Source organism: Mycolicibacterium wolinskyi str. Jessa 2025 (assembly GCF_049241375.1).
In the GTDB taxonomy this organism is placed as follows: domain Bacteria; phylum Actinomycetota; class Actinomycetes; order Mycobacteriales; family Mycobacteriaceae; genus Mycobacterium; species Mycobacterium wolinskyi.
Genome location: NZ_CP185960.1, coordinates 537,790 through 557,969, shown reverse-complemented (window position 1 = coordinate 557,969; position 20,180 = coordinate 537,790). Strand labels below are relative to the sequence as shown.

18 protein-coding genes and 1 tRNA gene are annotated in these 20,180 nt (G+C 66.2%); 15 read left to right on the top strand and 4 right to left on the bottom strand.

What is annotated here, in order from left to right; genetic code table 11:
- Nucleotides 1–50 precede the first annotated feature (50 nt).
- A complete protein-coding gene (locus ACOI2T_RS02905; RefSeq protein ID WP_409502570.1) occupies nucleotides 51–302 on the top strand; it encodes a hypothetical protein in 252 nt (83 codons plus the stop codon).
- Between the two features lie 90 nt (nucleotides 303–392).
- Nucleotides 393–1,067: a cAMP-activated global transcriptional regulator CRP gene (gene crp, locus ACOI2T_RS02900; RefSeq protein WP_003883807.1), complete on the top strand. Its 675-nt coding sequence runs from the start codon at nucleotides 393–395 to the stop codon at nucleotides 1,065–1,067.
- A gap of 60 nt (nucleotides 1,068–1,127) precedes the next feature.
- Here the strand turns inward: crp and ACOI2T_RS02895 are convergent, their stop codons facing one another.
- The 3 genes from ACOI2T_RS02895 to ACOI2T_RS02885 all read right to left on the bottom strand — a co-directional run bounded on the left by ACOI2T_RS02895 (nucleotide 1,128) and on the right by ACOI2T_RS02885 (nucleotide 2,547).
- On the bottom strand, nucleotides 1,128–1,859 hold the full coding sequence (locus ACOI2T_RS02895; protein ID WP_409502749.1) for an MBL fold metallo-hydrolase: 732 nt from the start codon (nucleotides 1,857–1,859) through the stop codon (nucleotides 1,128–1,130).
- 65 nt (nucleotides 1,860–1,924) lie between these two features.
- Nucleotides 1,925–2,389, bottom strand: a complete 465-nt coding sequence (locus ACOI2T_RS02890) for a RidA family protein (protein WP_085143193.1) — start codon at nucleotides 2,387–2,389, stop codon at nucleotides 1,925–1,927.
- Nucleotides 2,386–2,547, bottom strand: coding sequence for a Sp36 family protein (locus ACOI2T_RS02885; protein ID WP_110774909.1), 162 nt, complete (start codon nucleotides 2,545–2,547; stop codon nucleotides 2,386–2,388). Before ACOI2T_RS02885 ends, ACOI2T_RS02890 begins: the two co-directional genes overlap by 4 nt.
- Nucleotides 2,548–2,591: 44 nt before the next feature.
- Here ACOI2T_RS02885 and bagA point away from each other — a divergent pair, with 44 nt between their 5' ends.
- Complete coding sequence (gene bagA / locus ACOI2T_RS02880) at nucleotides 2,592–3,632, top strand: ATPase BagA (protein ID WP_409502748.1); 1,041 nt, start codon at nucleotides 2,592–2,594, stop codon at nucleotides 3,630–3,632.
- 2 nt (nucleotides 3,633–3,634) lie between these two features.
- Entirely contained in the window at nucleotides 3,635–4,765 is a 1,131-nt protein-coding gene (bagB, locus tag ACOI2T_RS02875) for an ATPase BagB (RefSeq protein ID WP_085143189.1), read from the top strand.
- A gap of 9 nt (nucleotides 4,766–4,774) precedes the next feature.
- Here bagB and ACOI2T_RS02870 read toward each other — a convergent pair whose 3' ends face one another.
- Nucleotides 4,775–5,101, bottom strand: coding sequence for a WhiB family transcriptional regulator (locus tag ACOI2T_RS02870; protein WP_067850356.1), 327 nt, complete (start codon nucleotides 5,099–5,101; stop codon nucleotides 4,775–4,777).
- A gap of 327 nt (nucleotides 5,102–5,428) precedes the next feature.
- Here ACOI2T_RS02870 and ponA2 point away from each other — a divergent pair, with 327 nt between their 5' ends.
- From ponA2 to ACOI2T_RS02815, 11 genes are all read left to right on the top strand, one after another.
- The gene (gene ponA2, locus ACOI2T_RS02865; protein WP_067850358.1) at nucleotides 5,429–7,876 is read left to right on the top strand and encodes a transglycosylase/D,D-transpeptidase PonA2; all 2,448 of its coding nucleotides are present in this window, start codon (nucleotides 5,429–5,431) and stop codon (nucleotides 7,874–7,876) included.
- Nucleotides 7,877–7,970: 94 nt separating this feature from the next.
- Nucleotides 7,971–8,927 (top strand): metallophosphoesterase, encoded by a 957-nt coding sequence (locus tag ACOI2T_RS02860; protein ID WP_067850360.1) that lies wholly within the window; start codon nucleotides 7,971–7,973, stop codon nucleotides 8,925–8,927.
- Nucleotides 8,928–8,944: 17 nt separating this feature from the next.
- Nucleotides 8,945–10,042, top strand: coding sequence for an L-cysteine desulfhydrase Cds1 (gene cds1 / locus ACOI2T_RS02855; protein WP_085143427.1), 1,098 nt, complete (start codon nucleotides 8,945–8,947; stop codon nucleotides 10,040–10,042).
- A 244-nt stretch (nucleotides 10,043–10,286) separates the two neighbouring features.
- On the top strand, nucleotides 10,287–11,444 hold the full coding sequence (locus ACOI2T_RS02850; RefSeq protein WP_409502569.1) for a sensor histidine kinase: 1,158 nt from the start codon (nucleotides 10,287–10,289) through the stop codon (nucleotides 11,442–11,444).
- Nucleotides 11,441–12,106, top strand: coding sequence for a response regulator (locus ACOI2T_RS02845; RefSeq protein ID WP_409502568.1), 666 nt, complete (start codon nucleotides 11,441–11,443; stop codon nucleotides 12,104–12,106). The genes ACOI2T_RS02850 and ACOI2T_RS02845 overlap by 4 nt, the downstream gene beginning before the upstream one ends.
- A 78-nt stretch (nucleotides 12,107–12,184) precedes the next feature.
- The gene (locus tag ACOI2T_RS02840; protein WP_067850366.1) at nucleotides 12,185–12,448 is read left to right on the top strand and encodes an SHOCT domain-containing protein; all 264 of its coding nucleotides are present in this window, start codon (nucleotides 12,185–12,187) and stop codon (nucleotides 12,446–12,448) included.
- Between the two features lie 129 nt (nucleotides 12,449–12,577).
- Nucleotides 12,578–12,651, top strand: a tRNA-Pro gene (locus ACOI2T_RS02835).
- A gap of 370 nt (nucleotides 12,652–13,021) precedes the next feature.
- Nucleotides 13,022–14,107: a hypothetical protein gene (locus ACOI2T_RS02830; protein WP_409502552.1), complete on the top strand. Its 1,086-nt coding sequence runs from the start codon at nucleotides 13,022–13,024 to the stop codon at nucleotides 14,105–14,107.
- A complete protein-coding gene (locus ACOI2T_RS02825) occupies nucleotides 14,104–15,246 on the top strand; it encodes a hypothetical protein (RefSeq protein ID WP_409502551.1) in 1,143 nt (380 codons plus the stop codon). The genes ACOI2T_RS02830 and ACOI2T_RS02825 overlap by 4 nt, the downstream gene beginning before the upstream one ends.
- A gap of 8 nt (nucleotides 15,247–15,254) precedes the next feature.
- The gene (locus tag ACOI2T_RS02820; RefSeq protein ID WP_409502550.1) at nucleotides 15,255–16,625 is read left to right on the top strand and encodes a hypothetical protein; all 1,371 of its coding nucleotides are present in this window, start codon (nucleotides 15,255–15,257) and stop codon (nucleotides 16,623–16,625) included.
- Nucleotides 16,626–16,741: 116 nt separating this feature from the next.
- Entirely contained in the window at nucleotides 16,742–20,140 is a 3,399-nt protein-coding gene (locus ACOI2T_RS02815) for a tetratricopeptide repeat protein (protein WP_409502549.1), read from the top strand.
- Nucleotides 20,141–20,180 lie beyond the last annotated feature (40 nt).

Below are 20,180 nucleotides of genomic sequence, written 5' to 3'. Positions count from 1 at the left end.
GTGACAATTCGTGACCCCGCTGAGACCTCCGGCGTGTTTACTACTGCCTTGTGTCGTGGTTGCTGGTGGCGCTCATCCCAGGGTTGCTCATGCTGGCGACGTTCGGGCTCGACCGACTCGAGGCCGACCTGGCCCGCGAACGAACTCCTGCCCGCGGTGTGCAACGGCGCCCGCAGCCGCCGCCCGCAGTCGTTCAAACCTTGCCCGCAGACCTCGACAGTGACCGTTTGCCGACGCTGCGGTACGTCGAGCACACGATAAATCCGGAGTTTCGGGCGACTCGACATGCCAATCGTGTGTAGCGTGAGCTAGTCGTAAAACCGCATACCTCTAGACTGATCAGGAATTATCAGTTTGAGGTAACTACCACCCAATAGCTTAAGAGGGGCAACGTGGACGAGATCCTGGCCAGGGCCGGAATCTTCCAGGGAGTCGAACCCACCGCCGTATCGGCGCTGACCAAGCAGTTGCAGCCCGTCGACTTCCCGCGCGGGCACACCGTGTTCGCCGAGGGCGAGCCCGGCGACCGGCTGTACATCATCATCTCCGGCAAGGTGAAAATCGGCCGCCGCTCGCCGGACGGCCGTGAGAACCTGCTGACCATCATGGGTCCGTCGGACATGTTCGGTGAGCTGTCGATCTTCGACCCGGGCCCCCGGACGTCGAGCGCCACCACGATCACCGAGGTACGTGCGGTGTCGATGGACCGTGACGCGCTGCGCGCGTGGATCGCCGACCGGCCCGAGATCGCCGAACAGCTTCTGCGCGTGCTCGCCCGCCGCCTGCGCCGCACGAACAACAACCTGGCCGATCTGATCTTCACCGACGTGCCCGGTCGCGTCGCCAAGCAGCTGCTGCAGCTGGCACAGCGGTTCGGCACCCAGGAGGGCGGCGCGCTGCGCGTGACGCACGACCTGACGCAGGAGGAGATCGCTCAGCTCGTCGGCGCCTCCCGCGAGACCGTCAACAAGGCACTGGCCGACTTCGCCCACCGCGGCTGGATCCGGCTGGAAGGCAAGAGCGTGCTGATCTCCGACAGCGAGCGGTTGGCGCGGCGCGCGCGATAGCTCGCCTACCGAAGCGCACTTTCAGGCCGCCGACGAAAGTTGGCGGCCTGAAAAGTTTGGTCAGCCGCGCAGGTAATCGAGCTGGGCTTGGACGCTCCACTCGGCGGCGTCCCATAGTTTCTGGTCGACGTCGGTGTACACGTGCTCGACGACCTGGCGGGCGCTCGCATCCTCGCCAAGGTCGCGTAGCGCACCGCGGACCTGGTCGAGCCGCTCTTCGCGATGCGCCAGATACATCGCGGCCACGGCCTCCAGGTCGTCGAGTTCGGGGCCGTGTCCGGGCAGCACGGTGCGGGCGCCGAGACCCTTGAGCCGGTGCAGCGAATCCAGGTAGTCGCGCAGGCTGCCGTCCTCGGAGTCGATGACGGTCGTGCCACGGCCCAGCACGGTGTCGGCGGTCAGCACCGCATCGTCGAGGACGAACGACAACGAGTCGGCGGTGTGACCGGGCGTGGCCATCACGGTGATCCGCAGCCCGGCGGCCTCGATCACCTCACCGTCGGTCAGCGGGCCGCCCAGTCCGCGCAGGAATCCGCTGCCGACCGAGCGGACCACCGCGCCGGTGCGGTCGACGATCTTGTCGATGCCCCCGGTGTGGTCCTCGTGCTTGTGGCTGATGAGCACGAGCGAGATCTTGCCCAGTTCGGCGACGCGGGCGATGTGCTCGTCATCGTCGGGGCCCGGATCGACCACGACCATCTCGTCGCTGGCCGGGGCACGCAACACCCAGGTGTTGGTGCCCTCCAGCGTCATCAGGCCCGGGTTGTTGCACAGCAGCACCGAGGCCGACATCGTGTCCGTTTCGACGACCGGCCTCAACAACCCGTAGGCCGGGTGCTGCAGCTCCGCCCCAGCGGTCACGCGACCTCGGCGATGATCTCGACTTCGACCGGCGTATTACGTGGGAGCTCGGAAACACCGACCGCGGAGCGGGCATGCGCGCCTGCCTCGCCGAAGATCTCACCGAAGAGTTCGGACGCGCCGTTGATGACGCCGGGCTGGCCGCCGAATCCGGGAGCCGACGCGACGAAGCCGACCACCTTGACGATCTTGACGACGGAATCGACGCCGACGAGGGCATGAACCGCGGCGAGCGCGTTGAGCGCGCAGACCCGCGCGAGCGCCTTGGCGTCCTCGGGACTCACCTCGGCACCGACCTTGCCGGTCGCCAGCAGTTCACCGCCCTGGATGGGCAGCTGGCCCGAGCTGTAGACGAGATTGCCGGTGCGCACCGCGGGCACGTAGGCCGCGAGAGGCGCCACCACCTCGGGCAGTTCGATGCCGAGTTCGGTCAATCGCTCAGACCATGCCGGCGCGCTCACTTGGCCCGCTTCAGGTAGGCGACGTGCTGCTCACCGGTCGGCCCGGGGAGCACGGAAACAAGCTCCCATCCGTCGGCTCCCCATTGGTCGAGGATCTGTTTGGTGGCATGGGTCAACAACGGCACCGTGGCGTATTCCCACCGGGTCGGTTCGGTCATGGGTCGAGCCTATCGGTCGGCGGGGCAAGCTTGGTTAGCATGCACTGGTGGCTACCACAGAGAGCGGCGCCAAACATGTCGGCTGGCCGTCGCGGCTGACGAAGGCGCGACTGCATTTCGTGACCGGCAAGGGCGGTACCGGCAAATCCACGATCGCCGCGGCGTTGGCTCTAGCGCTGGCCGCGGGCGGCCGCAAGGTGCTGCTCGTCGAAGTGGAGGAACGCCAAGGCATCGCGCAGCTTTTCGACGTGCCGCCGTTGCCCTACGAAGAAGTCAAGATCGCCACCGCCGAGGGCGGCGGACAGGTCAACGCACTGGCCATCGACATCGAGGCCGCGTTCCTCGAGTACCTCGACATGTTCTACAACCTCGGCCTCGCGGGCCGGGCCATGCGCCGCATCGGCGCCATCGAGTTCGCCACCACGATCGCACCCGGTCTGCGCGACGTGCTGCTCACCGGCAAGATCAAAGAGATCGTGGTGAGAAGCAACAAGGACGCAAAGCCTGGCAAGTCCGGGCGCACCGCCTACGACGCGGTCGTCGTCGATTCGCCGCCCACCGGGCGCATCTCGCGCTTCCTCGACGTCACCAAGGCGGTATCGGATCTCGCCAAGGGCGGGCCCGTGCATTCGCAGGCCGAGGGCGTCGTCAAGCTGTTGCACTCCGAGCAAACCGCGATCCACCTGGTGACCCTGCTTGAGGCACTGCCGATCCAGGAGACGCTGGAGGCCATCGATGAACTCAACGAACTGGGCCTGCCCATCGGCAGTGTGATCGTCAACCGCAACATCCCGGCCTACCTCGCGCCCGAGGACCTGGCCAAGGCCGCCGAAGGCGACGTCGACGCCGACGCCGTACGCGCCGGCCTCGCCGAATCCGGAATCACCTTGTCCGACAACGACTTCGCCGGTCTACTCACCGAGGCGATCCAGCACGCGACGCGGATCGCCGCCCGTGGCGAGAGCGCCGAAGTGCTCGACACGCTCGACGTACCGCGCCTCGAACTGCCCGCGTTGACCGACGGTGTCGACCTCGGCAGCCTGTACGAACTCGCCGAAGAACTTGCCGCCCAGGGGGTCAGATAAGCGTGAGCACCAAACCGCCGGCCCTCGACATGGGCGCGATTCTCTCCGACACCGCCAACCGCGTCGTAGTGTGTTGCGGCGCAGGCGGAGTCGGCAAAACCACCACGGCAGCCGCGATGGCGCTGCGGGCAGCCGAGTACGGCCGCACCGTCGTGGTCCTCACGATCGACCCGGCCAAGCGGCTCGCCCAGGCACTGGGCATCAAGGACCTCGGCAATACGCCGCAACGGGTTCCGCTCGCACCCGAGGTGACCGGTGAACTGCACGCGATGATGCTCGACATGCGTCGCACGTTCGACGAGATGGTGGTCCAGTACTCCGGCCCGGATCGTGCCGACGCCATCCTGGAGAACCAGTTCTACCAAACCGTGGCGACGTCGCTGGCCGGCACGCAAGAATACATGGCGATGGAAAAGCTCGGCCAGCTGCTGGCCGAGGACAAGTGGGATCTGGTGGTGGTCGATACGCCGCCGTCGCGCAACGCCCTGGACTTCCTCGACGCCCCAAAACGGTTGGGCAGCTTCATGGACAGCCGGTTGTGGCGCATGCTGCTCGCTCCCGGCCGCGGGATCGGCCGGCTCGTCACCGGCGCCGTCGGGCTCGCGATGAAAGCGCTCTCCACCGTGCTGGGTTCTCAAATGCTTTCTGACGCAGCAGGTTTCGTGCAGTCACTGGACGCCACCTTCGGCGGCTTCCGGGAAAAGGCCGACCGCACTTACGAATTGCTCAAGCGCCGCGGCACCCAGTTCGTCGTCGTCTCGGCCGCCGAGCCCGACGCGTTGCGCGAGGCGTCGTTCTTCGTCGACCGGTTGTCGACCGAGCGCATGCCGCTGGCGGGGCTGATCCTCAACCGCACGCACCCGACACTGTGCGATCTGCACGCCGACAAGGCCGAGGAAGCCGCCGACGAACTCGCGGCCGAGGATCCGGAGTCGCTGCCCGCCGCGGTGCTGCGCATCCACGCCGACCGCGCACAGACAGCCAAGCGCGAGGTGCGGTTGCTGTCGCGGTTCACCGGCGCCAACCCGCACGTGGCGATCGTCGGGGTGCCGTCACTGCCGTTCGACGTGTCGGACCTCGAAGCGCTGCGGGCGATCGCCGATCAGATCACCGGCGTCGCAGAACCTGCCTGAGCAGTTAGCTCAAACGGCGCTTCGATGTTTGCGCTGGGCGGCGAAGAAGTCCGCCCACGAGCTCACCTCGGGGTGTTGCTTGAGCAGCGCACGGCGTTGCCGTTCGGTCATGCCTCCCCACACTCCGAACTCCACGCGGTTGTCGAGGGCGTCGGCCCCGCACTCCAGAATCACCGGGCAGTGCCGACAGATAACTGCGGCCTTACGCTGCGCGGCCCCCCGCACGAACAATTCATCAGGATCAGCCTGCCGGCATCGCGCCTGCGACACCCATGCGATTCGTGCTTCGGCTTCACCGCTGTGGACCAAATTGGAGGTCGGAGTGGGAATGCTCATCTTGCCTGCGACAGTCCGTGTACCTGACACCAGCGATCCCTTCGTTCCAGCCATCTACCCCTGATGGCGGGCTGCGAGCCCTCCGGTGTAGAACGCGGATGCGATCTACGCCACATTGCGACAAGGTGTGTTACCTGGATCGCACTGTGTGTCCAAGCTAGGTGGTCAGAGGGGATTCACGCAACAGTTTGCGACCGACTTTTTTGGGACGACCGTGCCGTCTGACGACCCTTCTGGCCGTTGTCGGCGTTTTCCAGCGGGAACTCTGATAAGGCGATGGACCCGCTCGCCGGGAAAGGGCCTCAGCAAGCTCGTTACTCTGTACCCATGCCGGAGCCGCCGACTCGACCGCCAACCGCGGTCACGGTCATCAAGCTTGCTTGGTGCTGCCTGTTGGCCAGCGTGCTGGCGGCCACCTTGATGTTCCCCGTCGTGGGTGGATTCGGGTTGATGTCCAACCGGGCTTCCGATGTGGTTGCCAACGGTTCGGCGGCCCTGGTCGAGGGTGAGGTACCGCAGGTGTCGACGATGGTCGACGCCAAGGGCAACACCATCGCGTGGCTGTATTCGCAACGCCGGTTCGAGGTGCCCAGCGAGCAGATCGCCAACACCATGAAGTTGGCCATCGTCTCGATCGAGGACAAACGGTTTGCCGAGCACAACGGCGTGGACTGGCAGGGCACCCTGACCGGCCTGGCCGGATACATGCGCGGGGACCTCGACACCCGCGGCGGTTCGACGCTCGAGCAGCAGTACGTCAAGAACTATCAGCTGCTGGTGATCGCGCAGACCGACGCCGAGCGGCGCGCCGCGATCGAGACCACCCCGGCGCGCAAGCTGCGTGAGATCCGCATGGCGCTCACGCTCGACAAGACCTTCACCAAGCCGGAGATCCTCACCCGCTACCTGAACCTGGTGTCGTTCGGCAACGGCTCCTACGGCATTCAGGACGCCGCGCAGACCTACTTCGGCGTCAACGCCTCCGAGCTCAACTGGCAACAGGCCGCGCTGCTGGCCGGCATGGTGCAGTCCACGAGCGCGCTCAACCCGTACACCAATCCCGACGGTGCGCTGGCCCGGCGAAACCTGGTGCTGGACACCATGATCGAGAACATCCCGCAGGAGGCCGAGGCGCTGCGGGCGGCCAAGGAACAGCCGCTGGGCATCCTGCCCCAGCCCAACGAACTGCCGCGCGGCTGCATCGCCGCAGGCGACCGGGCGTTCTTCTGCGACTACGCACTGGAGTATCTGGCGCGGGCAGGCATCAGCAAGGAGCAGGTGGCCAAGGGCGGCTATCTCATCAGGACGACGCTCGACCCCGACGTGCAGGCCACCGTCAAGTCGGCGATCAACCAGTACGCACCTGCCGACATCGACGGCATCGCGAGCGTCATGAGCGTCGTCAAACCGGGCAAGGACTCCCACCCCGTGTTGGCGATGGCGTCCAACCGGACCTACGGCCTCAACACCGACGCGGGCGAGACCATGCAGCCGCAGCCGTTCTCACTCGCGGGCAACGGTGCCGGATCGGTGTTCAAGATCTTCACGGTCGCCGCGGCCATGGAAATGGGCATGGGCATCAACACCCAGCTGTCGGTCCCGGCCCAGTTCCAGGCCAAGGGCCTGGGCAGCAGCGACCGTCCCGGCTGCCCGGCGGCGACCTGGTGCGTCAGCAACGCCGGCGGATACCGCGGGTCGATGAACGTCACCGATGCGCTGGCGACGTCACCGAACACCGCGTTCGCCAAACTCATCTCACAGGTCGGCGTGCAGCGCGCGGTCGACATGGCGGTGCGGCTGGGCCTTCGGTCCTATGCGCTGCCGGGAACGGCGCGCGACTACGACCCCGAGAGCAACGAGAGCCTGGCCGATTTCGTCAAGCGGCAGAACATCGGCTCGTTCACGCTCGGGCCCATCGAGGTCAATGCCCTTGAGCTGTCCAATGTGGCCGCGACGCTGGCGTCGGGCGGCACCTGGTGCCCGCCGAGCCCGATCGCCCAGGTGGTCGACCGCAACGGCAACGACGTGTCGGTGACCACCGAGACGTGCGAGCAAGCCGTTCCCGAGGGGCTGGCCAACACGCTCGCCAACGCGCTCAGCAAGGACGACCAGAGTCCGGGCACCGCGGCGGCCGCGGCCGGGTCGGTCGGCTGGGATCTGCCGATGTCGGGCAAGACCGGCACCACCGAGTCCAACCGCTCCTCGGCCTTCCTCGGCTTCACCAACCAGTACGCCGCGGCCAACTACATCTACGACGACTCCACCGAACCGAGCGAGCTCTGCTCGTTCCCGCTGCGCCAGTGCGGATCGGGTGGACTGTTCGGCGGTAACGAACCGGCCCGCACGTGGTTCGCCGCGATGAAGCCGATCGCCAACAGCTTCGGGCCGGTCGCACTGCCACCCACCGATCCGCGCTACGTCGACGGCGGACCGGGTTCGCAGGTGCCCAGCGTCTCCGGGCTGGACGAGAACGCCGCCCGTCAGCGGCTGCGCGACGCCGGCTTCCAGGTCGCCGACCAGGCCGCCATGGTCAACAGCAGCTCGCGCTACGGCACGGTCGTCGGCACCAACCCGAGTGGGCAGACCATCCCCGGCTCGATCGTCACGATCCAGCTGAGCAACGGAATAGCGCCGCCACCCCCGCCGCCTCCGGTCGGATTCCCGGGCGGTCCGCCGCCCGAGATCGGCCAGACGGTGGTGAACATCCCCGGTCTGCCGCCCATCACGGTGCCGGTTCTCGGGCCGCCGCCGCCGGCGCCGCCTCCGCCGCCGTGATCGGCCTTCATGATCACCGCGCCATGATGTGCAGTTGCCCACGCTGACGCTGCGAGAATCGGTCAGCCACAGCATGTGGCAGTAGGCTGCGTGCATGTCAGCCGCATCGGTAGTCAAGAAGACAGCCGCCGTCGCCGCCGGCTCACTGGTGGCCGGGGTCGGCTACGCGTCCCTGATCGAGCGCAACGCGTTCGTGCTCCGGGAGGCGACCATGCCGGTACTGGCCCCGGGCTCGTCGCCACTGCGTGTGCTGCACCTCAGCGATCTGCACATGCGACCGGGCCAGCGCCGCAAGCAGGCCTGGTTGCGCGACCTGGCGCGCCTTGAGCCCGATCTTGTCGTCAACACCGGTGACAACCTGGCGCACCCGAAGGCCGTGCCTGCCGTCGTGCAGTCACTCGGCGATCTCCTCTCGGTGCCCGGCCTGTTCGTCTTCGGTAGCAACGACTACTTCGCTCCGCGGCTCAAGAATCCGCTGAACTACGTGACCAATCCGCAGCACCGCGTACACGGCGAGCCGCTGCCCTGGCAGGACCTGCGCGCGGCGTTCACCGAGCGGGGCTGGCTCGACCTCACCCACACGCGTCGCGATGTCGACGTCGCCGGACTGCACATCGCGGTCGCCGGCGTCGACGACCCGCACCTCAAGCGCGACCGCTACGACACCATCGCGGGCAAGGCGAATTCCGCCGCGAACCTGACGCTGGGCCTCACGCACTCCCCCGAACCGCGCGTGCTCGATCGCTTCGCGGCCGACGGCTACCAGCTGGTGCTGGCCGGGCACACGCACGGCGGCCAGCTCTGCCTGCCGTTCTACGGCGCGATCGTCACCAACTGCGATCTCGACCGGTCGCGGGCCAAGGGCGCGTCACGCTGGGGCGCCAACATGCAGCTGCACGTCTCGGCCGGCATCGGCACGTCGCCGTTCGCCCCTGTGCGGTTCTGCTGCCGCCCGGAGGCGACCCTGCTGACCCTCGTCGCCGCGCCCACCGGAGGCGGCCACGTCGGGACCCGAGCCGGGCAGTCCTCGCCGACCGTATCGGCGCGGTGAGCGCACAGGCCTCCAACATCAGCGTCGACGCGGCCCGCCCTCAGCCACGACAGTGGGTCGACAACGCGGTACGGCTGATCGAGGCCGACGCCAAACGCAGCGCTGACACCCACCTGCTGCGGTATCCGCTGCCGACGGCGTGGTGCGACGGCGTCGACGTCGCGCTCTATCTCAAGGACGAATCCACCCACATCACCGGCAGCCTCAAGCACCGGCTGGCGCGGTCGTTGTTCCTGTACGGGCTGTGCAATGGCTGGATCGGCGAGAACACGACGGTGATCGAGGCGTCGTCGGGCTCGACGGCCGTCTCCGAGGCCTACTTCGCGGCGCTGCTCGGCCTGCCGTTCATCGCGGTCATGCCGTCGTCGACCAGCGCCTCGAAAATCGCGCTCATCGAAGCCCAAGGTGGCCGTTGCCATTTCGTCGCAGAATCGTCCCAGGTGTACTCCGAGGCGCAGCGCCTGGCCGAGGAGACCGGCGGGCACTACCTCGACCAGTTCACCAATGCCGAACGCGCAACGGACTGGCGCGGCAACAACAACATCGCCGAGTCGATCTACGAGCAGATGCGGCTGGAGAAGCATCCGATTCCGGAGTGGGTCGTGGTCGGGGCGGGCACCGGCGGCACGAGCGCGACGATCGGCCGCTATATCCGCTACCGCAGGCATGCGACGCGGCTGTGCGTCGTCGATCCCGAGAATTCGGCCTTCTTCCCCGCGTACGCGCAGGGCCGCGACGATGTCGTCACGGGCGCGTCCTCCCGTATCGAGGGCATCGGGCGTCCGCGGGTCGAGCCATCGTTTCTGCCCGACGTGGTGGACCGCATGATCGCGGTTCCCGACGCCGCATCGATCGCGGCGGCACACCACGTCAGCGCGGTGCTGGGCCGCCGGGTGGGACCGTCGACTGGCACCAATCTGTGGGGTGCGTTCGGATTACTGGCAGAGATGATCGAACACGGCCGCAGCGGGTCGGTGGTGACCCTGCTGGCCGACAGTGGCGACCGCTACGCGGACACCTACTTCGACGCCGAGTGGCTCGCGAGCCAGGGGCTCGACCCCTCCGGGCCTGCCGCGGTGCTGTCCGAGTTCGAACGGTCGGGCGCCTGGTCCTGATCGGCCGTCAGGAACAGCCACAATGCGGCGACGGCGAAGAACCCCAGGTAGATGGCGGCGCCCAACGCGGTCATGTCTAGCTCCAGTCGTTTCCGATGATGGTCGTTCGATGAACGTTTGGTTGAACTCAGTCTGTACAACACCACCGACACCCTCGTTCAATCCCGATCCGCCGCAAGTCGCAGCGTGAGCTACGCCGCGGCGCGGATGCCGAGCCGTCGAACCGCCGACTAGGTTCTCGGATATGGACCTCCGCCGCCCGGTGGTGTGGCTGGTGCCGTTGGTCGTCGCCGTCATCCAGGTGCTCGGCAGCACGGGGATGCGCCACCGCGGGCCCGACCCGCACTGGGTGCCGCTCAACTGGTTCGGTTACCTGCTGCTGATCGCCGGGCCGCTGGTCCTGCTGGCCCGCGTCCGCCACCCGTACCCGGTGCTGCTTGCCGTGCTGGCCATCACGATGACCTACCTGCTGGCCGGGTTCGGCCCTGGGCCGGTGTTCTTGTCGGTCGTCGTGGCGTTCCTGCGCGCCGCCACCGTCGGCCCGCGATGGTGGACCTACCCGCTGCCGGTGCTCGGCTGGGTGGCCGCGTGGCTCGTGCCGTGGCTGCGCGGCATGCCGGGTCCTCCGCTGGAGGCGGTCGGCGCGTTGGGTTCATGGCTGCTGGTGCTGATCGCGATCGCCGAGGGGCTGCGGCAGCGCCGCTCGGTGCTCGTGGCGCGCCGCCAACGCCGCGATGCGATGGCCCTGCAGGCCCGGTCCGAGCAGCAGCGGCAGGCGTCGGCGGCCCGGCTGGCCATCGCCCGCGAGTTGCACGACGTGCTCGCCCACAGCCTGTCGATGATCAACGTGCAGTCATCGGTGGCCCTCGAGCTCATCGACGAACAGCCCGAGCGGGCCGGACCCGCACTGGCTGCGATCAAAGAGGCCAGCCGCCAAGCCATTTCGGATGTGCACTCCCTGGTCGCGGCGCTCCGCACCGAAGGCGGCGAGCCCACCGCGCCCACACCGGGCATCGCCGATCTCGATGCTCTGCTGGTGCCGGCCCGGGCAACCGGGCTGACTGTCGCGACCACGATCCACGGTGACCCGCGGCCCCTGCCCGCGGTGATCGACGTCGCGGCCGCGCGCATCGTGCAGGAATCGCTGACGAACGTCGTCCGCCACTCCACGGCGGCCCACGCGGAGGTGACGGTCGCGTATGAGGCTGCGCAGCTGCGGGTTTCGGTGGACAACGACGGACGTCCGCTCAACGACGGGCCATCGGAGGGCGGCAGCGGCATCACCGGTATGCGCGAACGCGTCAAGGCACTCGGTGGCACGTTCACCGCCCGGCGGATTCCCGGTGGCGGCTTCAGCGTGCGGGCGACGTTCCCCCTCGACGAAAGCGACGCTGTGCCATGACGATTCGCGTGATTGTCGCCGACGACCAGGCTTTGGTCCGCGCCGGTTTCGTGGCACTGCTCGACGCGCAGGACGGTATCGAGGTGGTCGCCGAGGCCGCGACCGGGGCACGGGCACTCGCGGCCGCCATCGAGCAACGGCCCGACGTCGTGCTGATGGACATCCGGATGCCGGAGATGGACGGCCTGGCCGCGACCCGAGCCATCGCCGACGACCCCGCATTGACCGGGGTCCGCGTGGTGGTGCTGACGACGTTCGAGCTCGACGAGTACGTGTTCGAGGCGATGCGGGCGGGCGCCAGCGGATTCCTGGTCAAACACACCGAGCCGGCCGAGCTCGTGCGGGCGGTCCGGGTCGTGGCGGCCGGTGACGCGTTGCTTTCGCCGTCGGTGACCCGGCGCCTGGTGGCCGAGTTCGCCGCGCACGCCAAGATCCCGGCCGCCCCGGCCCTGCCGGATCTGACCGCACGCGAGCGCGAGGTGATGACCCTGGTGGCCGAAGGGCTGACCAACTCCGAGATCGGCGAACGCCTGTTCATGAGCCCGGCCACCGCCCGGACCCACGTCAGCCGCATCCTGACCAAGCTCGGCGCGCGTGACCGCACCCAGCTGGTGGTGCTCGCCTACGAGAGCGGGCTCGTCCGGCCGGGATGGCAGGGCTGAGGGGTACGCGCCCGCACGTATGCCGATTCACGCCTGCGGGCCGATGCCACAGGCACGTGAGCACAGCACGCTTGATGCATGAACATCTACGAGATCACCCCCACCGCAACGACATTCCTGGCCGAACACGGCGGGCGCTTCGCCGATCACGACTGGAACCCATGGTTCGTCCTCATCCCCATCACGTTCTGGACGCTCGTGATCGTCGGCATCGTCTACCTGCTCCGGCGGTTCCGCGGCCGGCAAGGCGAACGCACCCTGCGCGACGCCTACGCCAAGGGCGAGGTCAACGAGGCCGAGTACCGCGAACGCCTGGCCGTCCTGCGCGAGACCCGGCGCTAGGCGGGAGGTGTCGATTTTGACACCAGGGTCGTGAATCCGCGCCATCAACGACCCTGGCGTCAATCTCGGCGGTGAGGTAACCGTTTGGCTTTCGACCACCCTCGTGCGATACGCTGTCGTGGCTTCACACGGGGTGTGGCGCAGCTTGGTAGCGCGCTTCGTTCGGGACGAAGAGGTCGTGGGTTCGAATCCCGCCACCCCGACTCACGTTGGTAGCAGTCAAAGGCCCTGCCTGGTTGTCCAGGTCAGGGCCTTTTCTGTGCGCGCAGCCCCGATATCACGCAACGCACCTCATGCGCGGAATTGAGGTAGCTCACTACTCGTGTCACCGCCGCGGCCGGGTCCGACACTGTCTGCACGGGTCAGAGGAGGCGCAATGGATCACGACAGCGACATGGGGCAACACCACGACCAGGCGGTTGTGATTCGGCTCGACGAGCACCGCCCAGCCGAAGCTCGCACCGCGCCCGCCGGAGGCTCTGACCTCGATGATTGGCATACCTGTGGGGCCATCTTGTGCTGGTAGCAGCGAGCTGAACACAGGTCGGTGAACGTGAAGGGCAGACGATCTCGATGAGCATCGCAACATTGACCACCCTGGCCGAATCGACCGACGCGGTCCTGACCGCCGGAAACAAGCTTCGCGGCGGGCAGGCAGATGCCGACTATGCCGTCGAGCTGTTGACGCGGCGGCTCGAAGACTGCCTGGACCGATTCGGGCAGACGCGCATGCAAGGCTTCGACGGTACGGGTGAGCCGGCAGCCGTCGATTCGGTCGAGGACTCACTGACGATCGCCGCGAGTCAACTGAGCATGGCCGCGGTAGCGCTTGCCGCAGACAACGGGGGCGACATGGGTGTCGGGCTCGACGCCGCATTGGACGACCTGACGGTGACGAACGCCACGCTCCAACAGCTGACCGCGCCGAGCGTCGCACAAGGATTTGAAACCTCAATCGTTCGTTCCGCCGACACCCCGGCCGCGGTGAAGGGGCTGCGCGCGGCCACCGAGGCGACTCTGGAGAGGGTGGCAACCGACGGCGGCGAGCTCTGCGACCGGGTGATACGAGCGCTGCCCGAAGTACTGCCCGCGATCAGCAACACTTGGGAAGCGATCAAGAAGGCCCTCAATCTCGAAGTGTTGGGTGAGTACTTCAGCCGCCTGGCCAGGATCGCACTCCGGCTCGTGGCAGCTGCGCTCGACCGGTTGGCCACCTTGATTCCCAGCGGCTTCATCGACGCTGCAAGAGATCGGCTTCGGACGCTCGCGGACCGACTGGAGGAAAATGAGCCGACCGTTGCGGTCTTCGCCTCGATTCTCGGTATCGCGGTCGTGGAGCGAGACACTGTGGTCCGGCTCGCGCGCGAGGGACTGGACAAGTCCAAGCTCGACAGAGCCACAGGGCAGCTCACCGCACTGGGTGAACAGTACGGCAGATACATCGGAATCGCGTCCAACGTCGCGGGAGCGTTGAAGGTGCTGCACAGCTTCAGTGGCCTACTGGTGCCCGTCGCTCCTCAGCTCGCCGTTGCGACCGCAAGTGCACACGTTCTGATCCTCGTCGCGGTCGTCGCTATCAGTCTCGACTTCCTCGATGCCGGAACCCAATTCGGCATCGTCCGCGGCGTCCGACTTACGGTCGAGGACGCGACGGGATGACGACCGTACCCGTGACCGCCGAAGATGTGTTCCAGGTTCGCAAGAAGCAGGAGCTCGACAATCTGCGCAGTTTGCAGGCCACCTTGGCGACGGAGGTGGCCGCTGAGACGGCGACCCAATCGATCCGGGACCGGATCGAACTCCAACTCGCCGCGCGGGTCGAGCAGATCACCAGCCAGGCAAGGGATTGCGCAACCCTGCGCGACATAGTGGACAACGCCGTGCGGCCGATCACCGGCGAGGTGCAGACCTATCTACAGGGAGTGCTCTACCGCAGAGCCGGCCTCGACAACGGCACGGGCGCGGTCGCGCAGTGGATGCTGAACGACATCGCCGATCGGGCGGGCGTCGGCACTCAGGTGTTGGTGGCCTTCGACGATGCCGAGCACATCGTGCACACGTTCGGCATGATCCGGATGCGGCAGCAGGACACCACGGTGTGGCGGCTGCCGATCCTGGTTCATGAGCTCGGCCATCACGTGGCCCACCACCTCCGCAATCTCGAATTCGGGGCCTTCGACAAGTTTCCGGTAATGCGGTATCTGGAGAATGCCGCCAACAACGACCGTGACCTCCGCCATCTCCACGAGCTGTTCGCCGACATCTTCGCAACCTATGTGCTCGGCGCGGCATACCCGACATGCGTGCTGATCCAACAGGCGCGAGGCGACCAGGATTTCGATGATCATGACGACACGCATCCGTCGTGGCCGGCCCGCGTACACGCAATGCTCACCGCGCTGCGGGCGATGGCGTCCATCGACCCGAAAGACCCGACGTGCCACGCGTTCGCGAACCTGGCCGACCGGGAGGTCGAGCCATTATGGTTCGCTTTGAGCAATGGCGGCACCCCGGCGAGCACCGGAGATCTGGCCCGGCTGCAGCAGGTCGCCGCCGATGTGGTCGGTTTGCTCGGTAAGCATTGTCCGTCCAGGCTGCGGTGCGATTTCGGGCCACAACACCACCTCTACAAAACCCTCACCGCCAAACCTGCCGTCGCCGCGCCGGACGGCACCACCATCGCGCATGTACTCGATGCCGCGTGGCGATGGCGCGCAAACAACATCGCCTGCGACGAGCACCTTTTGACTGTCGTGAGTAACAACGCGCTGCGCTGGTGCGCGGCCGCTACCAGATAGGTCGACCGATGGCGAAAGACGAACTGTTGAGCATCCGCCTCCAGGAGATGAAGGAGGATGTCGCGCTTGTGGTGCGGATGCTGACCCGATCGAAATCGCGAGGTGAGCCGCTGAACAGCATCGGCTCACTCGTCAAGGTGGCAGGCGATGGCACCATCGGGGAATCGGTGTTCGAGACGACCAAACAAATCAACACTCTCGCACGCACTCTCAGTAATGAGGCCGACGACATCACGGCGCTCATGACCGACATCCAGGCCAATCTGACCGAACTCGACGCACGATTGAAAAAGGCCGCACAGGCAGCGACCGTCATCGGTCAGCGCATGCAGGAACTTGATCGCATCGTGGATGCCGAAACTCAATCGATCGAGGACAGCCTCCAGGACTGCAATGAGCTGATCGACAAGATCGACGGCGTAATAGGCGATCTCAACGAAGGTGCCGACCAGGAAGCCGCCTGGGATGCGTTCGACGACCTCATGGCCGAATGCGAACCGCTGTTCGCCGACTACGTGGACTTTCTGAGCGGTGTGACGTTGCGCGACTACCAATTGGACAACGGTGTCGCCGCGCTGGCCGAGCTGGTGTTCAAAGAACTGAGGGCCGAAGGCATCGCGATGCCGGCCCGACAGGGGCACCTCCCGACAAAGATGCGCAGCCTGGCGAAATTCCAGTTTCCGGAGTGGACACTCTGGGATGTTCCCCTCGCGGGCTATCACGCGGGTTTGTGCCGCAGCGAGCGCATCGCAGGAGCGATCATCGACCAAAGCCTGGATGCGCACCCGGAAACGTTCCCCAGTGCGCTATTCGCCGAGAAGTTGTTCGCCGATATCTATGCATCCTGCATGGTAGGGCCGGCGTACGGCTATGCCGCACTGCTATTGCATGTACACCCTCGCAAGACCACCCGCACAAAGGACTGTCCGTCGGCTGCCGATCGGGCGCACGTCATTCTCGCTGCGCTGGCCCACAGCGGCAAGACTGCGCCCGACTTCGCCGGCCACATCGATCTTCTCGCGCAGTGGTGGGACGTCGCCGCTGAGGGCGGACGAGCAGCGCCCGCACGAGATGCCGACGCGCTGGACATATTTGTCACGCAGGTGATGGCAAGGCTGGAGAACCGCACTTCGCCACCCCCTTACGACCCTGCGCGTTGGAAGGAAGTGATCACCGGCCTCGAGACAACCGATGACGTCAGGGCGCAGGTGCTGCCACTGGATCGACTCAATGCCGCCTGGCATCTGCGAATCACCAACCCAGCCATCGTCGCCGAACTGAGTGCCGAAGACCTCATCCCGACGCCCAAAGGCAGCAAGACGATGTCCGGCTCCAACACTGCCGCGACGGGCCGCTTTCCGAAGGCAGGTTCTCGGTGAAGATCAATAGGTCTGACCACAGTTCCCATCTCGACCTGGAGATAGCCTCCAGTAGGCACAATACGGGGCGCGTTGCGGCGGTGCGTAATTCGGCCAGCGAGTCGACCCTTGCGCCGTTGCGCATCAATCTCGAGAAGGCTCGTAAGGCATTTCGCGACGGGGACTTGCGAACCACCGGGCAGCACGCGTCGAAAGTCATAGCCGCGGTCGATGACACCGAGACACGATCAGAAGCCATCGCCATCGCCGGTTCTGCTCAGGTGCTGGCCGGCCACGTTGCCGACGCCGCGGGGGACACCGACGCCGCGGACGCCGCCTACCGCACTGCCATCCACCTTCTGCGAGCGGCGCGGGAAGTCGTCTGGGCCCGCGGTGATCATGTGGCCGACCTGGGCGCAGCCATGGTGATGCTCGGGCTGCCTGACGCCGACGACCCGCTGCGACGCGCGCAGCAGTTGGGTGAAGACACCGTCGTCGTGCGCCGATATCTGGGCCTGTACCAGCTGAGTATCGGGCGCCTCGCTGAAGCCAAGAAGCTTCTCTCGGACGTTGCGCGCCGAGTTCCATCCGACTGGCGCGCTTATCGCGGATTAGCAACTATCGCGAAGAAGGAGGGGCTGGTCGATGAGGCCACCGAGCTTTGGTTGCAAGCGGCCACAGCCGCTGAGGCGGTGGGGCGGCTCAGGGACGCACTTGCCGCGTACCGTGCCGCCGACGAGCTGGCCCCGTCGCTGGATGCCAAGCGCGGCATCGCCGCCGTGCTGCCGCGACTGAACCTGTTCGACGAGGCGAAACAAGCCGCCGAGGACATCCTGGCCGTCGATCCGGATGATTACGACACCCGGATCGTCTACGTCGAAGCGCTCCTCGGTTTGAAACTCCCGCACGACGCGGCAGCTGTAGCACGCGAGCTGGCCGTCAGTCATTCACAGGATCCGGTCCCGCATGCCTACCTCGGCATGGCACTGCGCGAGATCGGCGATAACGGCGAGGCAGTTGACGCACTGTCGACCGCGCATCAACTGCGGCCCGACAGTGGGCCGATCCGGTTGGAGTTGGCTGACGCGCTGCGCGCAGCGAACAGAATCGATGAGGCAATTCATGTGCTGGATGAAGGCTTGGCACAGGACCCCCGAGATGTCAATCTGCATCTACTCCGTGCGGAGGTAGCGGCCGACAGTGGCGACCTCGATATCGCCGAGTCGCACGTCGTCACCGTTGACGAGATCGACCCGGCGAGCGCGCCATGGCTGTGGTTGAGCCGGGTCATCACTGCGCACGGCGATGTCGCGCGGGCGTTGTCCGCTGTGGATCACGCGCTACGCGTCGATCCCGACGACTCCTCAGCGTTGGGTATGCGCGGAGTGCTGTTGGTCGACCAGGGTGAAATCGAAGACGGCATAACCACTTTGCGAGCAAGCCTGGGCGTCCAACCGCTCCCGCCGACGATTTACGACCTCGCCAGTGCTCTGCTCCGGCGCGGCAGGGATGAAGACAAACTGGAGGCCGAGGAGTTGGCTCGGCGGTACATCGTCATGGAACCGGAGGACCCTGACGGTGCGATTTTGTTGGCACGGGCACTGTGGTTGGCGGATAGGACCCCGGAAGCAGCAACGGTTCTCGACGACGCTGCCCAGAGATTCTCACCATGCGGGACCGTGGAACGACTGCGGATGTGGGTCCTGCTGGACTCGGGGCGCACATCGGAAGCCGTCGAGGCAGCTGAACGCGCCAAGGAACTGCTGTCCGATGACGCGCAGACACTCGCTCAGGTCGGTAGGTTCTTTTGCGGTCTGGTCGACAGCGAACCCGACGCCTCTGATCGCTATGCTTCGGCGGCCATCGACTCTCTCACGCGTGCAATCGAACTCGACTCGGACGACTTCGATTCGATGGGACACCTCGGACGGCTCCAGTGGCGACGCAACGACTGTGTTCTCGCCGAAAAGCTCCTCGCCGATGCCATCGCACTGCGCGAAGCAGCGGGCGTCGAGCCTGATGTCGAGCTGCTCAATGTGCTGGCCCGTATCTGGCTCGACCGTGACGATCCCGAACGTGCACTGTCGACAGTCGAAGCCATTCTGGCACTGGACCCCGAATACCACGATGCGCTCGCCACCCGGGGTGAAGCGCTCTACTTCCTAGAGAGGTACGCGGAGTCGGCCGATGCGTTTCATCGAGCGCTGGCTGCCGGCGGGAAGAACTCCTATGTGCTGGGATGGCTGGGCGAGTCGTATCGAATGCTCAACAACCTCGATGCTGCCGACCGGGCGCTGAACGAAGCGTTGGAGTACCAACCCGACAACCTGTCCGCGCTGACAAGCCGGGGCGCGCTCAACAACGAGCTGGGGAACGTCGAAGCGGCGGCGGCCGACTTGTACGAGGTGATCGAAAAAGCTCCCACGTATATGTTCGCGCTCTCGCAGTACAGTGGCCTACTGCTGGAGCAGGGGCGCGTTCGAGATGCCGTGCCGGTCTGGCGGACCGCGGTCGACAAGGCCCCTGGCTCCGTCGAGATCCGGATCCAGTACGCGGACACGTTACGCCTCGCCGGAGAATTGGCCGACGGGCTCGAACAAGCCGAGAAAGCGCTCGAAAGCGAACCCACGAATGAGCTCGGGTTGCGGGTTCTCGGTCGCACTTTGGTTGCCCTCGGCCGAATCGACGAAGGCGCAGCGCAATTCGAGAGAGCACAAGCGCTACATCACGACTCGGTGAGTGTCGCAATTGATCTCGCCGAGGCTCGTGACCGGCAAGGCCGGCCTCTCGCGGCTCTGCACACGATCCAGGAGGCATTGGACCGCGAGCCCCGCATCGACCTTTTCATCGACAACGGGTGGCGATACGCACGGCTCGCGGCATGGGAACACGCGAGCGCATGTGCGAAGCGCGCGCTCGAGATGGCCCCGGCCCACCACGCCGGGTACGGCCTCTCTGGATGGGTGCTCCTGCTTCAAAACCGAATCGAGGACGGGCTTGCCGCCGCGGAAGAAGCCCTACGCCTTGCGCCCGAGTTCATGTGGAACCACAAGCAACTCGGCAATGCTCTGTGGGCAGCAGGACGAATCGACGATGCCATTCCTGAATTCGAGTGGGTGGCAGAGCGCGAGGAACGCGTCACCGACAACGACGCGCACGGTCTGCACAACCTCGGCTGGTCACTGCTCTGCCTCGGGAAACACCGACGCGCCGCCACGTGCCTCACGAAGGCTCGCGCCCTCGGGTTCGACGAGATCTCGGTACTGATGGACTTGGGACTGAACGCGATGGTCGCCGGACAGACGACCGAAGGGATCGACACATATGGCGAGGCCCTATCCATGATCGACCGCGCCCGATCAGGACGCCGCAAGAACAGCGGGGAGGCGGCACTGCTCTTCCGCGGTTCGATCGCCGTGGCGATCTACGACCTGGAGACCTTCCTCGGCACCGAGCGGCTGGAGGCTTCACCTGAGATCGAGACGGTGATCGGGAGCCTTCGTGGCCGGTTGGATGCACTACCACTTTCGCTATAGGGGCCCGCTGGTCGCGTGGCCCGTGACCGCGGCGTCTGGC